Here is an 18,713-nt window from a genome sequence, read left to right as displayed (position 1 = left end):
ATGTGAGACTATCGGCAGCCAGCGACACCGATCAGGAACGCACCGACCAGCCATGATCGCGCATGGACACCGTCAACTGCTCAGCACGATCTGGGGCAACGTCGATGGACAGGAATCCCATCTCACGAGCTGGATCGTGTTCCACCGACAGGTCCTCGACGTTGACCCCCGCATCCTCGACATCAGCAAACAACCTCGCCAAGGCGCCAGGCTCATCGGGAATCTCGATGACGACGGCACTGGTCGCCATCATCTGGTGTCCATGTTTACCGGCGAGCTTGCGCGCCCCCGACTGCCCGAGCCCAAGGAACTCCTCGAGGCGATCCGGGTCATCCAGACGAGACAAGAGGTCGTCAAGGTCGGTGCGGATGGCTTCCAGTTGGCGACGCACCTCATTGCGATTGGAGCTGAGGATCTGACGCCACATGGCGGTCTGGGAACGTGCCACCCGCGTGACGTCACGGATGCCTGATCCAGCCAGTCTGAGATGTTCGGGGCGAGCATGTCGCAGATTGGCTCCGGTGAGGATGCTCATGAGATGGGGAAGGTGCGACACTTCGGCCACCGCCCGGTCATGCTCGTCAGCATCCATGCACACCACGTGAGCACCGCATTCCTGAGCCAACGCAATGACCTGCTGAACATCATCGTGCCGGTTGTCAGTACGGGGAGTCACCACCCACGTGCGGTCGACGAAGAGCTCGCCGGAAGCCGTCAGCGGACCGGCGTACTGCGTGCCGGCCATCGGGTGAGAGCCGACATAACGACTGAGATCGACATCGCGACCAGCTGTCAGTTCCTCCAGTTGTGCCAGCACTGCTCCCTTGACTGACGCGGTGTCCGTGATGACGGCGTGGCTATGACGGGTAAGACGCTCGACGATGGTCGAGGCGACGGCGGCGGGCGGGGTTGCCACCACGACAACCCGATACGCGTCGTCGTCCAAGCCGTCCAGCCGACCTGCGCCGCGTCCGGCAGCCACCAGCGCATTGCCCCTGTCAATGTCCCACAGATGGACCTCAACTCCAGCGGTGACGAGGGCTTTTCCCATCGACGCACCGATGAGTCCAGCGCCGACGACGAGAACCGGGCCCCTCAAGGTCGCTGCGGCACCCTCAGGACTCGTCACCGTCGGTCTCCAGCACGTCGGCAGCGTCGAGACGACGAAAATGGCGTCGGGTCGACACGTGACGATCGAGCAACCCCACCTCAAGGTTTGCCGGGTCAGTGTCAAGGGTGCTGGCCGAAGCCCGAACAACCTGGGACAGCGTCGGATGGTCCGGCAGGTTGACACAGCGCCCAGGAGCCACCCCCATGACGACGGGATCGACGCTGACACGCACGCTCCCGTCAAAGGAAATGGTGTGGAAGCGATCCTCGGAAGGGACAAGACCGAGTTCGGCCACGGTCACCTGGACCTGGTAGGGCTTGACATCAGGGCGGGCGAAGAGCGTGCCGATGACGCGGGAGTACATACTCGCCAGGCTGCGTCCTGTGACGTCGAGCCGGTCGTAGGCGTAGGCGCGCAGATCGGCGAATCGGATCCCTGCCACCCGTAGGTCCTCGGTCTCGTGGAAAACCCCCACCCCGGCAAAGGCCAACCGATCATGGATCTCGGAAATCGACCGCATGGCTCTGGGAGGATCTGCCTCGCTGTGGTGGGCAACCAGGGCGATGCCTTCAGCACAGCGAGCAACGACGACGCCGTCACCACTGTCGCGCAGGGAATCAGACACGAAACTGGCCCGGTCGGCCACCCACTGGCTCACCGGGACGTAAGCGGGAAGTGTCATGACTGGACCTCCTCACGATCGGTCTGCGTCGTGATCTCGTCGACGACCCGCTTCGCCACCACCGCAACTTCCTCGGTTGACATCCGCGTGACGCCGGTGGCATCGGCACAGGCGACGGCTGGGTAGAGTCCGCGGGACAGATCTGGCCCGGGCACCGCCGAGGTGGTGTCGTCGTTGATGGCGGTGTGAAGGGCCCGGATCGCGAGCATGACGGCTTCGTCGCGATCCATCCCGGATCGGTAGCTGTCATTGAGGATTTCGGTGGCGAAGAGAGCCCCCGACCCAACGCAGGCGTGGGCGCGCTTCTCGGTGCGTCCACCGGTTCCGTCATAGGAAAAGATACGTCCCCGGTGAGCAAGGTCATCCCACCCGGCCAGCAACGGAGTCACAGCCATCCCCTGGGCCATCATCGTGCCGTTCGAACGCACCAGACTCGACAGCCTCGCAGCTCGACCATCCATGCTCATGCGTTCCCCCTGAATCTTCTCAAGGTGATCGACCTCGGCCTCAAAGAGACGAATCATCTCCCCTGCGAGACCGGCAGCTCCTGCAACGGCGATTACGCAGCGATCATCGGTGCTGAGAATTCGGTCAATATCGGGCTGTTCTGGATGCCTTGCCATCGTCGATCCGAGGTCGGCAGCGACAACCACGCCGCCCCCGTAACGGATGGCCAGCGCCGTCCTGCCGTGCCTCAACAACTCGGGAACACCAGTGTCCACCGTCGTCGGAGGCAGCAGTTCAGGGGCCACCCGCCGCAACAACAGGGCAAACGAATCAGTGGTCGTGCTCGCGGTGAGGTAACCCTCGTCGAGATTGGACAGCGGCTGTGACATGACCCTCCTCGTGGCGGATGTCGTGGGGATTTCCAGCCTAGCCGACCGATTTGGGCCCAGCCCTCGATGCGGATACCATCGGTATCCGATGCCAGTGGTACTGCCTCCAATCCCCATGCTCATCTGAAGGACGACAACTTGTGATGCCCACCGCAGTGGAAAGGCCTCATCACGATGAGGTGAGAAATCGCATACTCGCCGCCGCCACCGAAAACTTTGAACGGGACGGCTATGCCGGCGCCAGCCTGCGTCGGATCGCATCGGATGCCGGATTCACCAAGGGAGCCGTGTACTCCAACTTCGGATCCAAGCCCGATCTGTTCGGGCAGGTGTGCGCCGAAAGACTTGCCAGTGGCGAGAGGGACGTCGTCGATGCCCTCTCCCCCATATTGTCAAGCGGTGAGGATCCTGACGAGACCATGAGGCAGATCAGCAAGAAGCTCACGGAAATTCTCTTGGAGGATGCCCCGTGGCAGGTGGCTCTGGCTGAGTTCCGCGCTCTGGCTCTGCGGGACGAGGAGATCGGGGCGGCCTACGCGAAACTGCAGCAACAGCGGATCGCTCAACTGGTGGAGTCGACAACACAGTACGGTGCTCTCGACCGTATCGAATCCACCGAGGCAGCCAATCCTCGCAGTCTCGCAGTGGTCGTCCTCAGCTTGGTCAACGTGCTCGCTCTGGAATACTCCGCTGCGAGTGCAGTCATCGACCAGCAGGTCATAACCGATGTCATCGAACGTTCAATCAGGGGGTTCCTTCAGTGATACGTTCCTCGAAACGTCCTCCGGTCGACACCCAGGCCCTCGAGGACGCCTCGGGAGTGGTGCTCCACGCCCGCGACCTGACCGCCCAGGGGCGGCAAGGGATGATCTTCGGGCCTCTCGACATGGACCTCGCGCCGCGTCAGCTCGCCGTCATTCACGGCCCGGCTGGCGCCGGAAAGTCAGCCTTGCTGCTGGCCTTGTGTGGACGATTCCGCAGGACGCGCGGAACCCTGGTCATTGACGGCATTGACGCAATGGCCGAGCCCTATCGCGCCATTCAACGCACATCCGTGGCTCGTATCGCCGATTACGTTGTTCCCGAAGATCGCCTGACCCTCAACGAATCCGTTGCCGAACGCTGCCACCTTGACGCCGTCAACCTCAAGACAGCCGAGAGCAGGGTGCGTCAGATCGAGGAAATCGTTGGTTTTCGCATTGACCGATCCCGAGAGTTCGAGCAGCTCGAAGCCATTGAGCGTGCTGTGGCGTCAGTGGCTCTGGCCATGCTGAGGGAGACCAAGGTTGTCGTCATCGACGATGCCGACGTCATGGTGCCACACAACCAACAGCGATTGTTGTTCGAATTGTTCTCGAAGCTCACCGAGCTCGACGCCTCGACCATCATCGCTGCGACAGTGGATGACGACATGGCCCCGCCCGGGTCCCTCGACGTCAGATTGCCGGCCCACAACCGAGGCCGAGCGGTGACCGACATTCATGGGGACAAGGATACCGACGGCACGTCCCATGACCCGGAGGCCCCGGAGGTGACGCAAATTCCTCTCGCGAATGACGAGGAGGACGCAGAACCTGTGGATGACACCCCACTTGACCCCGTGCCCGATGAAGAACCCGAGACCGACCCACCAACGGAAAATGACCGCCCCGATGACTCCCCTCGGAGATAACGCATGCTGACTCGTTTTATCAGACTCGTACAATTCGAGTTCCGGCGTTTCAAAGGACGCTCCAAGCTCGGACTCATCTTCATTCTCATCATTCCACTGTTGTACGGTGGCATTTACCTACATGCCAACTGGGATCTTTATTCCAATACCGACAAGATCAAGATCGCGATCGTCAATCATGACAAGCCAGCTACGTTCGGGGGCCGGAGCGTCGAGGGCGGCAAAGAGTTCCAGAACACGCTGAAGAAGAATCCTCGATTCGACTGGCAGTTCCTCGGCACTGACGATGACAAGGCCTATCAGGGCCTTCGCGACGCCGATTACTTCATGGTCATCGAGGTACCCGAGAACTTCTCGGCGAGCATTGTGTCGGCCGGCGACTTCAAACCAGCTCGGGCCACACTCAAACTTCACCGTGATGACGCCAACGGATTCATCATCGGCCTGTTGACCTCGCAGGTTCAGACAGCCCTGGAACAGGCCCTGGACCAAAGTGTCTCCGAGACCTATTTCAACGCACTCTTCGTCAATCTGGGTACCATCAAGGAGGCATTGACCAAAGCATCTGACGGGTCAGCAACACTCGACAATGGCATGAAGACCCTCGATGCTGGTGTCAATGAGATGAATACCAAGGTCCTGGGGGCCACCAAGGCCGTCGGTGACTCCACCGAAACCGTCAACAAGGTGAATTCGGCTCTGGCAAACGCCGATTCGGCAGCGGCCAAGACGTCGATGGCCGTCAGCCAGACTCGAGTGGGAGCCCAGGCCATGACCGGCGCTGCGCAAAACGTCATGGCCGACACCCAGGCCATCAATTCGGCCATGATTCCGCTCATCAACAACGTGACGAAGAACCTTCCCGCCTTGCAGAAACAGGCCGGTAATCTCGTCTCCGCGACGGCGACCCTCCAGAACCCCAATGGAGATTCTGTCGTCACGATTCAACGCGACGTGAACGGGGCAGCCAGCAAGGCATCGGCTCTTGTTGCCAAGCACCCTGAACTTGCCAACGATCCTGACTACATCGCATTGGTCCATAACATCAGCGGCGCCACAAAATCGACGACCACCGTGTCGTCCAATATCGCGACCGTGGCAAATGTCTCGGCTGGCCTCAATCTGAGCCTCAATCAGCAGAATGCTGACACCCTGGCCGACAATGCCAAGACTGCACTGAATCGTCTCAACGCCGACGCGCAGCAGGTCAACAATGGCCTCGACGAGATCAACGGCGCCATGGACACCGCTGATTCGGCTACCAAGGATCTCAACAAGGCAGTCAACAACGCCACCGATGCCGGACGCGACTTCACCGCGAAGGCCCCCGAGATTGCCTCTGGCGTCATGCAGTTGAGCAATGGTCTGGGTCAGCTCAAGGCCGGATCCGACGCCCTGTCAAAGGGAGCAACACAGCTCCATGATGGCCTTGACAGCGGCGCCAAGAAGATTCCTGGTATGACCGACAACGAACGCACCAACCTGGCCAACGTCATGAGCTCCCCGGTCGACGTCGAACAGACCATCCAACACTCCGCGAAGTACTACGGTCGTGGTCTGGCTCCGATGTTCTTCTCCATCGCCATGTGGATTGCCTGCATCTCGACCTTCCTCGTCGTGCGCACCTTCTCCGGTCGCGCCATGACTGGTAGGGCCAACGCCTTGTCGATCGCATTGGTTGGGTTCGGACCACTGGCCGTGATTGCCCTTCTCGGTGCTTACATCATGGCATTCGGCGTCTGGTTCTCCCTGGGTCTCGACCCGGTTCATCCCTGGTACTTCATCGGTTTCGTCACGCTGACATCACTGTCATGGATGATGCTGGCCTTCTGGATGCGACTCATCTTCGGCTCGCCACAGACAGCCATCTTCCTCATCCTCCTGGTGCTCCAGCTGCCGACATGTGGCGGAACCTTCCCCGTGACGATGCTGCCGTCGGTCTATCAAAAGCTGGCCGTCGTCATGCCCATGAAGTACTCCGTTGACGCCTTCCGCGTCCTTATCTCAGGTGGACCGATGTCGACGATGGCGCTTGGGTTCGCCGTCCAGGGTGCCATCCTCATCATCTCGACAATCATCACGTTGGCCCTCGTCCATCGTCACAAGCTGTTCCGCATGCGTGACCTGCACCCGCCGATGATCACCTCGACGTCCACGGCTGACTTCGCCTTCTCGGTGAGGCCGCGATGAGCAACGACATGGCGTCTCCCGCAGTGCGCCGTGCTCTCCTCGCCGACATCTTCTGCGTGGTCCTCTTCGCGACGATTGGACGGGCCAGCCATGGAGAACCTCTCTCCCCCGGCGGTCTGTTGCGAACATGCACTCCCTTCGTACTGGGGCTGACCGTCGGTTGGGTGATCGTCGTGATGGCTCGTGTCCCAGCACAGCGCTGGGTGGCTGGACTGGTTGTGTGGGCATCGACCCTCATCGTGGGAATGGCGGTTCGCCACTTCACGCACCAGGGAGTGGCCGTCTCCTTCATCCTCGTGACGGCAGGCTTCCTGGCTCTCACCCTCATCGGTTGGCGAGCTGTGACGATGTGGATCACAGCAGCACGACGTAAGGGACGGCGAGCGTGACGGCCTGGGGCCGGTGGACATGATCCACCGGCCCCAGGCGTGACTGACTCGTGACGTTGAGATCCTCGGCTACACGACCCCGCCGTGGTCAGCGGCCCCCATGTGTCACTTCTCCTCCTTCGGCAAGCGCCACTGGTCGTGCTCGGTGATGTTGCGTGGCCGAGGGCCGTGGTAGTCAGGCCCGTAAGCACCCGGAGCAGGGCGACGCTTGCGTATCGGTGCCGTCACGCCAGGAGCAAGACGCCGCGAGATGACGAGGAAGCCGGTGTGGCCCGTCGTACCGTGAGCCGGACGAATGGCCAGCCCCTCAGCGTGCCAGTCCCGGGTCGTGGTCTCGGTGGCTTGAGGCTCGGTCCACCCACCGTCGGCACGGAGGGTGTCCATGACCAGACCCATCTGAGTTGTGGTGGCGACATAGCAGCACAGCACTCCGCCCGGAACCAACACCTTGCCAACCGTCTCGACGCACTCCCACGGGGCGAGCATGTCGAGGATGGCGCGGTCAATCGGCTCGGACGTGATGCCGGCCACGAGGTCACACACGTTGAGGTCCCAGGTGGACGGCACCTCACCATAGAAGGATTCAACGTTCTTGCGTGCGACGTCAGCGAACTCCTGACGCCTCTCGTAGGAATACAGGCGTCCATTCGGCCCGATGGCGCGCAGCAGTGGGATCGACAGTCCGCCCGACCCGACTCCCGCCTCGAGTACTCGGGCCCCGGGGAAGATGTCGGCCCACATCGTGATCTGGGCGGCCTCCTTGGGATAAATGATGGCGGCCTCGCGCGGCATCGAGACGGTGAACTCGCTGAGAATCGGCCGCATGGCCAGGAACTCCAGGCCGCCGACGGAGGTGACGACGACTCCCTGAGGCCCACCAATGAGGTCGTCGTGGCGCACCGCACCCTTGGTGGTGTGGAAGATGCCACCCGACTGCAGGACGATCGAGTGTTTGCGCCCCTTGGGATCGGTGAGGGTGATCCGTTCCCCAGCCCGCAGGACTCCACCGCCACCATTGGCCACCGGGGCTGCAGGCTCGTCGGCCAGGTGCCACAAGGTGATCATGTCAGCCAGCGACAGGCCAGCCAGATTGGGACGGTGAACACGCCGTGGGCCGGGTCCGACCTCAGCCAGTCCGTCCACGGTGAGCACCGCAGCCCCGGCGGTCGTCGCTGAGGTTGTCCCCGCAGGGGAATCCTCGATCACCAGACAGTTGGCGATGTCGACGCCAAGTCTCTCGGCGGCCAGCAGATACGGGCCTGGAGCCGGTTTGGCCGTGTCCTCAGTGACATCATCGGCGGTCACGACAGTGTCGAAGGGGTTGCCAATACCCTCGCGCATGGCCTCAAGCACCGGCTCGACGACAGCGCGCGGCGATCCTGTGACGATGGCCATGGGGATACCGGCCTGGCGGATCTGGGTCAGCAGGTCCAGCACTCCCGGACACCATGGCACATCGCGCTCCCGATTGAAGGTCGAGACCATCGTGAGGAGTTGATGACGCACGTCATCGACGGTCACCGACTCTCCGATCTGTGAAGCCATGGCCTCACAGACGTGAATCATCGGTCTGCCCGTGAAGCTACTGGCCTTCTCCGAATCCCACGCGATTCCATGCGAGGCCAGAATCGCCAGTTCTGCCTCGGCCCATCGCGGCTCTGTGTCGACGAGGGTCCCGTCGAAGTCCCACAGCACCGCCGAAAAACGGTCAGCGGTCGAGGTGTGCAAGGACGTCTCACGTGGCGTGGAAATGGTTGGCCTCCGGGTGATGGATGACGAAGGAGTCGGTGGACTGTTCGAGATGAAGCTGGAACTCCATCGACAGCCGCGCACCGATCCTCGCCGGGTCGAGCAGTTTCACCACCTTGGCCCTGTCCTGGGAGGTTCGGGCAGGCAGCGTACCCAAAACTGTACCGTCAGCCGCACTGGGTCCGGTTATCGGTGGCCTCGGTGACGTCCACCCCCGGTATCTGGGTTCCGGACCAGGGGTCGGGCTAGCCTTGGGAACATGCGATTTCGACACATGGACCGACCATGGGTCGTGGTGGCCTTCAGCGGCTGGAACGACGCGGGCTCGGCTGCCACCCAAGCGGCGCTCCTCCTGGCTGAGTATTCCGAGGCGAAAACCTGGCGGACGATCGACTGCGAGGAGTTCAACGACTTCCGTCAGACCCGTCCTGCCATCACCGTCATGAATGACGTCGAAATCGTCAATTGGCCCCGCACGACGATCCGCATCGGTAACTGGCAAGGTCAGCCGATCGTCGTCGTCACCGGCCCGGAACCGAGTCTGCACTGGCGGACCTACTGTTTCCGTCTGCTTCGACGACTGCGCAAGCTCAAGCCAGCCGGTCTTGTCGTGCTCGGCGCGATGGCCACCGACGTCGCCCACACCCGGCAGTTGCCGGTCATGGTCTCCACGACCGACCCCGACCTCGTCAGCACTCTGGGAGCAGAAAAGCTCGAGTACGACGGCCCGACAGGCATCCCCTTCGTCCTGGTGATCCAGGCTCGACATCTCGGATTCAATGCCGTCGGTCTGTGGGTCGGAGTGCCGCAATACGCCTGCGAATCTCCCTGCCCTCCGGCTGTGCAGTCCCTCCTGGTCCGAATTGAGGAACTCACCGGAATCGCTGTGCCGCAAGTTGGTCTGGAGGAGGACAAGCGGGATTGGGGCGAGGCTATCAACGAGGCCCTGTCGGAACATCCCGATCTGGCCGAATACGTCGCGGCCTTGGAGACCGAACAGGACGCCGCCCTGCCCGAAGGGCTCACCGGAGACGTCCTGGCTGTGGAGTTCCAGTCCTATCTACGTCATCGCGGTAGCTGAATCAGTGGCCGCACCCCTGGGCGGCCTGAGCCTGACTGCGCAGGGAGGTGACCACCTGGTCCGGGTCATCGGATCGGTACACGGCAGAACCCGCCACGAAGGTGTCAGCACCGGCCTCGGCAGCGCGCTCGATGGTGTCTGCCGAAACCCCACCATCAATCTGCAACCAGATGTCAGCCCCGGATGCGTCAATGAGCTTGCGTGCCCGACGGATCTTGGCAAGCACCGGGTCGAGGAATGTCTGGCCACCGAATCCAGGTTCAACGGTCATGAGGAGAATCTGATCGAACTCGGTCAGGAAATCGGCGAGCGGCTCAATAGGTGTCGCCGGACGCAGCGCCACGGATGCCCGTGCTCCCATCGCCCGGAGTTCGCGGGCGAGCTTGATCGGTGCGGTGGCAGCCTCCAAGTGGAAAGTCACCGACTGGGCGCCGGCCTCAACATAGTGCGGTGCCCACCTGTCGGGATCCTCGATCATGAGGTGGACGTCGAACATGAGATCGGTGGTCGGGCGCAGGGATGCCACAAAGGGCGCTCCCATGACAAGGTTCGGCACGAAATGGCCGTCCATGACGTCGATGTGAAGGCCGTCGGCAGACGGGATTCGCGCCACCTCGTCAGCAAGATTGGCCAGGTCAGCGTTGAGAATTGACGGTGTGATGCGAACTGTCATGCTGTCAGCCTAGAGGGTCGTAACGGGACGCGGAGAAAGACTCTCCTCGCCACGACGTCAGGACCGCGACATGTCGCGCTGCACGGCCCCTGAACGGTGGCCACTTCAGTAACCGTCATGAGGGTGGACGTCCGCAATATCCTGTCGATGCATCACCAATATCTTGGCGTCCCCATCGTCCATCGGTGACGACTACGACTCACGTCTTTGTCCCGGATGTGGGAAGGACGTTGATCACGACTGACATGACCAGCCACACATAGAACGATCATCAGGACCACCAGCGTGGTCCTGATGATCGATCATTGGTATCAGGCGAAAGTTACCGGAGCATTGGCAGCCGGCATGCAGACGGATGGCGAGGCCGGGGCGTTCTCCTTGTTCGGGGCCTTGAGGGCATCCTGGTAGGCGGCCTCGAGGTCCTTCATGGCCTGGTCGACTTCGGAGACCCGCACCCATGCGTTACCCCGGACAAGCCCAGCCCTGTCGATGGCACGATTGAGCAGACGGACGGTGTCGTGGTCCTTGTACTTGGTGACGCACGTGTTACGGTCAAACCGAACTTGCGACATCAAGCGTCCCAGTTTGGCACGCACGAACTTGGTGGCAACATCGTTCGGCTTGAGGTCGGGCATGGCCTGAGCTGTAGCGAGAGCCTTGTTGAGTGCAGCCACCTCGTCGGTCAACTGCGCGGGGGTGGAGTCAAGGGAGATCAGCACGTTGATGGCGTGGGCAATCTCATCGAACACGACAGTATGCGCGTTCTGCACCTTGTCCTGAATGGTGAGAGTTGCGGTGTGCGTGGTGTCGCACATAGCCAGGAACAACTCGACACGAGCCGGAATCGACTTGACGAGGAGGGTGACTCCCTTGATGACCTTCTCAAGCTGAGCCTTGAGAGCCTTGGCCTGCTTCAGGAGGTCCGAAATGGTATCAATGACCTCCTTGGGAGACATAGAGGCCTTGGCGTCCTTGAGATCATTGGTCAGCGAGTCAATACGATCAATGACATCGCCGAGCAATGCGTGTGCATCAGAGGTATTACTCGACACGGTGGAAACAGCCGGCACGGCAGCGTGAGCCGCGGGGGTGGAAAGAGCGGCTGGAGCCAGCATGGCACCGGCAACCAGTGGGGCGGCGATCAACTTGATCCTCATGAGATTCTCCTGGTTAGAGCGACTTGTCCGCGACCTCGGACAACATCACCATCGCAGGCGAGACCACGTGCTGAGAATGCCAAAGCCGGGATATCCCCCAAAAAGCCACCTACGTGTGTACCAAAGGACTCCGCAGGACGACGAGAGCTAACTTTTGTCCACCATAGGGTGTCGAGGACCATGCGCATCAAGGCTGCTGCCGACGTCAGCGTGGACCGGGCTGTTTCTGATCCTGGGAGATGTCGGGTGACATCCTTCGGCCACACATATACCTGATAATCGCATTCCTCACTTGTCGCGTATACGCAACAATGCGCAGAACATGGCATCGGTGCCGTGACGGTGGGGCCACAGCTGGATCATGCGCGCATTACCACGAGCAGCAGTGTTGGGAACCTCGGGAATCATAGCCGGGGCGTCGAGGAGGTCAACAGGCAGATTGCGTTGCGCGAAATCCATGATGTCGACGGTCTCGGCGCGGTGAGGCGAACAAGTGACGTACCCGATGACTCCGCCGGGCTTGGTGAGGTTCACCGCCGAGGTCAGCAGACGGCGCTGAAGGACTGTCAGTTCCTTGACGTCGGAAGGGGTGCGACGCCACCGCGACTCAGCGCGCCGCCGCAGTGAACCCAGCCCAGAGCAGGGCACGTCAGCCAGCACGAGGTCGAACGACTGTGACGGCACGGGAGGATTTGTTGCGTCAGCGGTGACCACCCGATGAATACCTGGAATCGGTGCCAGTGCCTGTTGCACGAGCTCAGCCCGGTGCTGATGAAGTTCAATGGCGGTCAGAGAGGAATCGTGCTGAGCCGCCAGACCAGCAAGCAGTGCCGATTTACCACCGGGTCCGGCGCACAGGTCGAGCCATTGGCCGAATGCACCGTGAGCTTGGGCCGCCCTCAGCAGCGCCAGGACGACGAGCTGGGATCCCTCATCCTGGACCCCGGCACGTCCCTGCCGGATGGCGTCGAGGTCGGCGGGATTGCCTGGTCGCCGTACTCCCCATGGCGAGTACGCAGTCGCAGTCCCGCCATCGCCGAGAAGCTCCTGACGATCGGCCAGGCCAGGACGAATGACGAGGGTCGGGACCGGCGCCTCGTTGTCGGCCAGCAGGCCTGCCTCCACCTCGTCACTTCCAAGACGATCCTGGAAGGCCTTGACGATCCACGTCGGATGCAGGGCCCGCAGGGCCATGACGTCAAGGCTGTCATTCCCACCAATCTCCTTGGCCCATTCCTCAAGGCTGTGGGTGCTGATACGTCGGGACACCGCGTTGACAAGACCGGTCACCCGTTCCCCGACGACCTGACCGGCCAGGTCAACCGACGATGCCACAGCAGCCCGGGTGGGTACCCTCATGGCAAGGATCTGGTGTGCCGCCATGCGCAGGATCACGCGTACTCCCGGCTGGAGTTTGGCTGGGTCGCGCCCGGACGCGGACGCAATGATGCGGTCCCAGGTACCCGATCCCCGAGAGGTACCGTCGACGAGCTCGGTCGCGAACGCCGCGTCACGACCAGTCATGTTGGTGGCCCGCAACTGGTCAGCCAGGGCGAGATTGGCATAGGCACCCCGAGTCTCGACCGCCAGCAACGCGGTGTACGCCAGTCGTCGCGCCGGATCAGCCTTGCGACGTTTCTGATGCGGACGCTGAGTCATCGCAGCCTGGTTCCGGCATCGATACCGGCGCCTCGCGCCCAAGCCGCACCATCCATGACCTTCTTGCCGAAAGGCTGGACCTGCAACAGCTCGAGAGGACGTGAGGCCGTGCCGAGGAAGAGCTGCTTTCGGGTGGCGACGAGCTGGCCCGGTTGGGCCTGCGCCACGGTGTCGGGGACTGTCGCGTCGGGGCCAAGGCAGCGGGTGCGTAGCACCTTGAAACGTTTGCCTTCGAGTTCCGCCCACGCTCCTGGAGCCGGGGATGCGCCACGGACCAGATGATCGATCTGCTCGCCCGAAGCCGTCAGATCAATGCGAACGTCATCGGGATGAATCTGCGGGGCGGTCGTCACTCCTTCAGTTGGCTGAGGAATCGGGGGGACGCCGGCCTCAATGTCATCGAGGGTTTGGAGCACCAACAGGGTGGCGCTGTCAGCCAACTCGTCCAGGAGTTCGCCGGCCGTCGTCGTCTCCCCGATCGGCACTGTCAGACAGCGATACACCGGTCCGGCGTCGAGGTCTTCGACCAGCTGGAAGACGCAGGCACCTGTCTCAACATCGCCAGCCATGATGGCCCGCTGCACCGGGGCAGCGCCCCTCCAGCGTGGCAGCAGGGAAAAATGCAGGTTGATCCAGCCATGGCGCGGCCCGGCCAGCAGATCGGCAGGAACCAGACCGCCATAAGCGACCACGACGGCGGCATCAATGTCGAGGGATGCGACGGCGTCGTGGCCCGGGGCACGCTTCACGCTGGATGCCTTGATGACCGGAATGCCGAGATCATCGGCAGCTTTCCCGACTGGGGACGGACGCGGTGTTCGGTGCCGTCCGACCGCAGCGTCAGGCCGGGTCAGGACGGCAACGACCTCATGGCGCGGGTCGTCAACAAGGGCCGTCAGAGTGGGGACGGCCACGTCCGGGGTGCCAGCGAACAGTAATTTCACCCCTTCAGCCTATCGGCCGGACAACGCCCCTGGCCTCACAGCAGATGGACCGGATCGATGACGACGCGCAGACTACCGAGTTCGTGGTTCATGGTGTGCTTGCAACGTAGACGGAACAACGCCGAGGACAACTGACCGACGGAGAGTCGACCCGCCGGACGCACGATGATCCGGTGACGTTCGCTGTCGCCAGTTCGGTGAGGCTGGGGGGCGGGTCCCAGCACCTCCAGCTCGTTGCCCATGTCCTCGGTCAGTCGCTCGAGGGCCAGGGCCACCGCGTGCGGATCACCGTCGACAAGTCCACAGGGAATCGCCGGTGGAAACCGGGCCTCGTGCCGGTCATCGAGTTCGCGGCTGGCCCAGCCGACGGGATCGTTGCGGACCATGGCCTGCACTGCGGCAACCTCGGAGGGGCCAACGATGACCGCTCGCCCGCCATCGCGAACTGACCTGACGAGGGCCAGGATCGCCATCCAACGGTCAACGGTCTGTTCCACCGCCGACAGCCCTGGTCGGGACAGGGAGGACACCGCGTCGAGGATGACGGCGCAGGAGTATCCCGATTCGGCCACGGGCTCGGCTCCCGGTGTGGCCACGACGAGCCGTGGGGCTGAGTCGACGCTGTCTCGTACGTGGTGTCCTGAGGAATCGACGACGGGCACCTTCGGGAAAGAGCGGCCCAATTCCGCGGCTGTCGTCGTCGCACCGACAATTCCCGACCTCACGTCAGTCGAGCCGCACCCGCGACAATGCCACCCAGGTAGCCCGGTGCCGCACCACGTGCACTGCAGGTCGACCCCGATGTCAGTACGTCGCCCTGTCACCGGACCGCCACAGGATGGACACCTCACCGGAGTCCGACACCGCGAACAGGACGGCGACACCAAATCGCCGACTCGAGGCACCGACACCAGCACCGGTCCACGCATCAACCCGTCACGGATCGTCGTCATGGCCAGATCAGGCAGCCGGACCGATCGGGCCAGGGGATCGCGTTCCAAGGCGATGTCGGAATCACCTGGGACGCGTACCGGCGCGCACACCGATCGTGTCGTCTGACGGTCTGCCCGGATGCCGACCAGCCAGCCCGACCCCAACCACGACGCGCTGCGCACTGAGCAGGAATAGCTGGCCAGGAGCAGGGCGCAGTGGTCGGTCTGGGCCCTCAGAGCAGCGACATCACGGGTGTTCAGATAAGGAGCTCGCGGTTCGTCATGCAGGTCGGAGCCCTCGTCCCACACTGCGACCAGTCCAAGATTCGCGATGGGGGCCATGACGGCTGACCTGGTGCCGATGACAACCTTGGCCATGCCCCGAATGACGGCCAGATAGTGGCGCCACCTCGTCGACGCCGGCTGATCAGCATGAAGGACGGCCACCGTTCCAGCTCCCAGAACCGCTTCGAACCTGGAATGGAGGGTGCTGACGGCCTCCACCGTCGGGCAGCACACGATGGCAGTGCGCCCGGAGGCCAGGGCAGCACAGACGGCCTGTAACAGGCCAGTGGCCCAATCCCCCAGACCTTCGTCATCTCCCGGTCCACTCACCGGCGTGACCCGCCAATGGGCCCTGGGCCGTTCGCCGGCTGCCACCACGTCGAGGAAATGACGTCCGTCAGCCAGCGCACGCAAGGCGCCCGAGGGCATCGTCGCCGATGGTGTGGGCCACGGTGGCGGGTCGGCCGCCTCTGTCGTCGCGTGACGGGTCGGAATGGCCCACCTCAACACCTCGTCGAGGGTGCCGGCCCAGTGATCGGCCACCGCGCGTGACAGCCTCAGCTGGTCTGGGGTCGACACCACCTGCTCGGAGACCAGGGTGACGACCGGGGAGAGCTTGACCCCTGGTTCCTGGTCGTGATCGACAGCCGCCACAATGCCGTCACACAGCCGTCCCGCGAGTTTCACCCGCACCCGCACACCCACCGTGACCCGATCGACGAGGTCATCAGGGATGAGGTAGTCGAAGGGGCGGTCAAGGTGGGCCAAACCAGAGGAGACGACGACATGGGCAATCCACGAGGTCGTCTCCAGCAGTGGTTCGGTCATGGGTCAGATGCTACGGCTCACCACCGACGAGGTTGCGGCGAAGTGTGTTCCGTCAATGACCAGCAGTCGCGGCCAAGGCGTCGGCACGGTCCGTCTTCTCCCAGGTGACGCCGGGCAGCTCGCGTCCGAAATGGCCTCCGGCCACCAGCTGGGAATAGATCGGGCGAAGCAGGTCGAGGTCCCTGATGATCGCGCCGGGACGAAGGTCGAACACCTCTGTCACAGCGCGCTCGATCGCGACCTCGGGAACGTGGTTGGTCCCGAAGGTGTCGATGCGCAGACCCACCGGACGTGCGGCGCCGATGGCGTACGCCACCTGGCACTCGCACCGGTCGGCCAACCCTGCGGCGACGACATTCTTGGCCACCCAGCGCATGGCGTAGGCAGCGGAACGGTCGACCTTGGAGGGGTCCTTGCCAGAGAAGGCACCGCCACCGTGGCGGGCCATGCCACCGTAGGTATCGACGATGATCTTGCGACCAGTCAGACCGGCATCACCCATGGGTCCGCCAATGACGAATTTGCCTGTCGGGTTGACCAGAACCCTCATGTCGGTGTGATCCAGGTCGTAACGTTCGAGCACCGGGGCAATGACCAGGCGACGCAGATCTGGAGTCATCGTCGCGTCGATGTCGACGCCGTCACGATGCTGGCTGGAAACGACCACAGTGTCCACCGCCACTGGCTTGTCGTTCTCGTCATAACGGATCGTCACCTGGGTCTTGCCATCGGGGCACAGGTAGTCCAGCGCGCCCTCCTTGCGAACCTTGGTCAGCTGCAGGGACAGGGCGTGAGCCATGTCGATCGGAAGGGGCATGAGGGAGGGGGTCTCGGTGCAGGCGTATCCGAACATCAGGCCCTGGTCGCCAGCTCCCTGAGCGTCGACAAGGTCAGTGGAACCATGCCGAGTTTCGTAGGCTGAGGTCACTCCCTGGGCAATGTCGGGGCTCTGGGCGTCAATCGCGACCGAGACGCCACAGGAGGCACCGTCGAAGCCCTTGGCCGAAGAGTCATAACCGATGTCGAGAATGCGGGAACGAGCAATTCCGGCGATGTCGACATAGGCCTCAGTGGTGACCTCACCGCAGACCATCACCTGACCGGTCGTCACGACAGTTTCCACGGCTGCATGGGAGTGGGGATCCTCGGCAAGGAGAGCATCGAGGACGGCGTCGGAGATCGCGTCAGCAATCTTGTCGGGATGGCCTTCCGTCACCGATTCGGATGTGAACAGACGAGTGGGCATGGTTGGTTCCTGTCCGCGCGGCCACAAGCCGCGCATTGCATTACTTGGATGCCAGCAGCGTGTGGACCTCGTCGAGGATGGCCAGTGCGGCCTGCGACTTCGATCCGGTGACACGTCGACCGGGCCCCTGCTGGTGGACCACGGTGACGTCGGTGCCGACCTTGCCGAACACCTTTCCCTCGCTCACATCATTAACGACCAGAAGGTCGCATCCCTTGCGGGCGAGTTTGGCCTGCGCCAGCTCCAGGAGCTGGGCACGATCAGGTGCCGTCTCGGCGGCAAACCCGACGACGACCCGATGCGGTACTGGTTGGGCACTGATTCGGGCCAGGACGTCGGGAGTCTGGTGGAGTTCGAGGGAGGTCGTAGCGCCGACGGCGGAGTCCCCCTCGTGTTTCTTGATCTTGACGCCGGCCGCCACCGGCGCGAAATCGGCGGCAGCAACGGCTTGGATGACGACGTCGGCCCCTGGTGCCAGGTCATCCATGACCTGAGCCAAATCCTCGGTGCTGTCGATTCGAGTGACGTCAACGCATGACGGCATGGCGACATCGGTGTGGGCTGCGACGACGTGAACGTCCGCGCCTCGAGCAGCCGCCAGCACAGCGATGGCTCGCCCCATGCGTCCCGACGAGGAGTTCCCGAGGTATCGCACGGGGTCGATGGCCTCGCGGGTGCCCCCCAACGAGATGACGAAGCGTTTGCCGGAAAAATCTTGACGACACAGCGCCTCGGCAGCATCCGGGCAAACCAGCAACAACTCGACGAATTCGGCAATCTCGGCAGGATCAGGCAAACGCCCCGGCCCAGAATCCTTGCCGGTGAGTCGCCCGGAAGCCGGATCCTTGACGACGACGCCGTGACGGCGAAGGGTCGCGACATTGTCGATGGTGGCCGGATTGTGCCACATGCCGGTATGCATGGCGGGAGCCAACAGAACCGGCGCGGACGTGGCGAGAATCGTCGTCGTCAAGAGGTCGTCGGCGTGACCACCAGCAATGCGTGCCATGAGATCGGCGGTCGCTGGGGCCACGACGACCACGTCAGCACGCTCAGCCAAGCGAATGTGCTCGACGCCGGGCACGTCGTCGAAAACCTCGGTGTGGACCGGATGTCCACTCAACGCCTCCCACGTGGGACGACCCACGAATTCGAGAGCAGCCCTGGTGGGGACGACGTGGACCTCATGGCCAGCCTCGGAGAGGAGCCGCAAGAGCAGACACGCCTTGTAGGCCGCGATCCCTCCTCCGACGCCAAGGACGACGACACTCACGGCAGA

Annotated in this window: 15 protein-coding genes and 2 pseudogenes; 5 read left to right on the top strand and 12 right to left on the bottom strand. The window is 62.8% G+C overall.

The window, feature by feature from the left end; genetic code table 11:
• Positions 1 to 31: 31 nt before the first annotated feature.
• The 3 genes and pseudogenes from O6R08_RS05425 to prcB all read right to left on the bottom strand — a co-directional run bounded on the left by O6R08_RS05425 (position 32) and on the right by prcB (position 2,629).
• On the bottom strand, positions 32 to 1,303 hold the full coding sequence (locus O6R08_RS05425; protein WP_408640151.1) for a prephenate dehydrogenase: 1,272 nt from the start codon (positions 1,301 to 1,303) through the stop codon (positions 32 to 34).
• A pseudogene (gene prcA / locus O6R08_RS05420) lies at positions 1,203 to 1,793 on the bottom strand (proteasome subunit alpha); the annotation flags it as partial. The pseudogene prcA and the gene O6R08_RS05425, both read right to left, overlap by 101 nt.
• The gene (gene prcB / locus O6R08_RS05415) at positions 1,790 to 2,629 is read right to left on the bottom strand and encodes a proteasome subunit beta (protein ID WP_271419068.1); all 840 of its coding nucleotides are present in this window, start codon (positions 2,627 to 2,629) and stop codon (positions 1,790 to 1,792) included. The pseudogene prcA and the gene prcB, both read right to left, overlap by 4 nt.
• 143 nt (positions 2,630 to 2,772) lie before the next feature.
• Between prcB and O6R08_RS05410 the strand changes: the two genes are divergently transcribed.
• Genes O6R08_RS05410 through O6R08_RS05395 form a run of 4 tightly spaced genes read left to right on the top strand, consistent with a single transcriptional unit; the run spans position 2,773 to position 6,880 of the window.
• Complete coding sequence (locus O6R08_RS05410; protein ID WP_271419067.1) at positions 2,773 to 3,393, top strand: TetR/AcrR family transcriptional regulator; 621 nt, start codon at positions 2,773 to 2,775, stop codon at positions 3,391 to 3,393.
• Positions 3,393 to 4,301, top strand: a complete 909-nt coding sequence (locus O6R08_RS05405; RefSeq protein ID WP_271419269.1) for an ATP-binding cassette domain-containing protein — start codon at positions 3,393 to 3,395, stop codon at positions 4,299 to 4,301. The genes O6R08_RS05410 and O6R08_RS05405 overlap by 1 nt, the downstream gene beginning before the upstream one ends.
• Before the next feature lie 3 nt (positions 4,302 to 4,304).
• Complete coding sequence (locus O6R08_RS05400; protein WP_271419066.1) at positions 4,305 to 6,491, top strand: YhgE/Pip domain-containing protein; 2,187 nt, start codon at positions 4,305 to 4,307, stop codon at positions 6,489 to 6,491.
• Entirely contained in the window at positions 6,488 to 6,880 is a 393-nt protein-coding gene (locus tag O6R08_RS05395) for a DUF3054 domain-containing protein (protein WP_271419065.1), read from the top strand. The genes O6R08_RS05400 and O6R08_RS05395 overlap by 4 nt, the downstream gene beginning before the upstream one ends.
• Before the next feature lie 105 nt (positions 6,881 to 6,985).
• Here O6R08_RS05395 and O6R08_RS05390 read toward each other — a convergent pair whose 3' ends face one another.
• Positions 6,986 to 8,608 (bottom strand): HAD-IA family hydrolase, encoded by a 1,623-nt coding sequence (locus O6R08_RS05390; RefSeq protein ID WP_408640136.1) that lies wholly within the window; start codon positions 8,606 to 8,608, stop codon positions 6,986 to 6,988.
• A gap of 7 nt (positions 8,609 to 8,615) precedes the next feature.
• Positions 8,616 to 8,838 (bottom strand): annotated as a pseudogene (locus O6R08_RS05385) (vitamin B12 dependent-methionine synthase activation domain-containing protein); the annotation flags it as partial.
• Positions 8,839 to 8,903: 65 nt separating this feature from the next.
• Between O6R08_RS05385 and O6R08_RS05380 the strand changes: the two are divergent.
• Positions 8,904 to 9,710 carry a PAC2 family protein gene (locus tag O6R08_RS05380; protein ID WP_271419267.1) on the top strand — a complete coding sequence of 269 codons (807 nt, stop codon included), beginning with the start codon at positions 8,904 to 8,906 and terminating at the stop codon, positions 9,708 to 9,710.
• Position 9,711: 1 nt separating this feature from the next.
• On the opposite strand, the gene rpe is transcribed toward O6R08_RS05380, so the two are convergent.
• The 7 genes from rpe to coaBC all read right to left on the bottom strand — a co-directional run bounded on the left by rpe (position 9,712) and on the right by coaBC (position 18,707).
• Positions 9,712 to 10,383, bottom strand: a complete 672-nt coding sequence (gene rpe / locus O6R08_RS05375) for a ribulose-phosphate 3-epimerase (RefSeq protein ID WP_271419064.1) — start codon at positions 10,381 to 10,383, stop codon at positions 9,712 to 9,714.
• A gap of 311 nt (positions 10,384 to 10,694) precedes the next feature.
• Positions 10,695 to 11,540: a CAMP factor family pore-forming toxin gene (locus O6R08_RS05370; RefSeq protein WP_271419063.1), complete on the bottom strand. Its 846-nt coding sequence runs from the start codon at positions 11,538 to 11,540 to the stop codon at positions 10,695 to 10,697.
• Between the two features lie 288 nt (positions 11,541 to 11,828).
• Positions 11,829 to 13,199 (bottom strand): RsmB/NOP family class I SAM-dependent RNA methyltransferase, encoded by a 1,371-nt coding sequence (locus O6R08_RS05365; protein ID WP_271419062.1) that lies wholly within the window; start codon positions 13,197 to 13,199, stop codon positions 11,829 to 11,831.
• Positions 13,196 to 14,143, bottom strand: a complete 948-nt coding sequence (fmt, locus tag O6R08_RS05360; protein WP_333907911.1) for a methionyl-tRNA formyltransferase — start codon at positions 14,141 to 14,143, stop codon at positions 13,196 to 13,198. Before fmt ends, O6R08_RS05365 begins: the two co-directional genes overlap by 4 nt.
• Positions 14,144 to 14,178: 35 nt before the next feature.
• Positions 14,179 to 16,188, bottom strand: coding sequence for a primosomal protein N' (locus tag O6R08_RS05355; RefSeq protein ID WP_271419061.1), 2,010 nt, complete (start codon positions 16,186 to 16,188; stop codon positions 14,179 to 14,181).
• Between the two features lie 52 nt (positions 16,189 to 16,240).
• Positions 16,241 to 17,434 carry a methionine adenosyltransferase gene (gene metK / locus O6R08_RS05350; protein WP_271419060.1) on the bottom strand — a complete coding sequence of 398 codons (1,194 nt, stop codon included), beginning with the start codon at positions 17,432 to 17,434 and terminating at the stop codon, positions 16,241 to 16,243.
• A gap of 40 nt (positions 17,435 to 17,474) precedes the next feature.
• On the bottom strand, positions 17,475 to 18,707 hold the full coding sequence (coaBC, locus tag O6R08_RS05345; protein ID WP_271419059.1) for a bifunctional phosphopantothenoylcysteine decarboxylase/phosphopantothenate--cysteine ligase CoaBC: 1,233 nt from the start codon (positions 18,705 to 18,707) through the stop codon (positions 17,475 to 17,477).
• Positions 18,708 to 18,713: the final 6 nt, after the last annotated feature.

Source organism: Cutibacterium equinum (genome assembly GCF_028021195.1).
GTDB lineage: Bacteria > Actinomycetota > Actinomycetes > Propionibacteriales > Propionibacteriaceae > Cutibacterium > Cutibacterium equinum.
The sequence above is the reverse complement of the archived record's forward strand: the minus strand, read 5'-3'. Positions and strand labels throughout refer to the sequence as shown.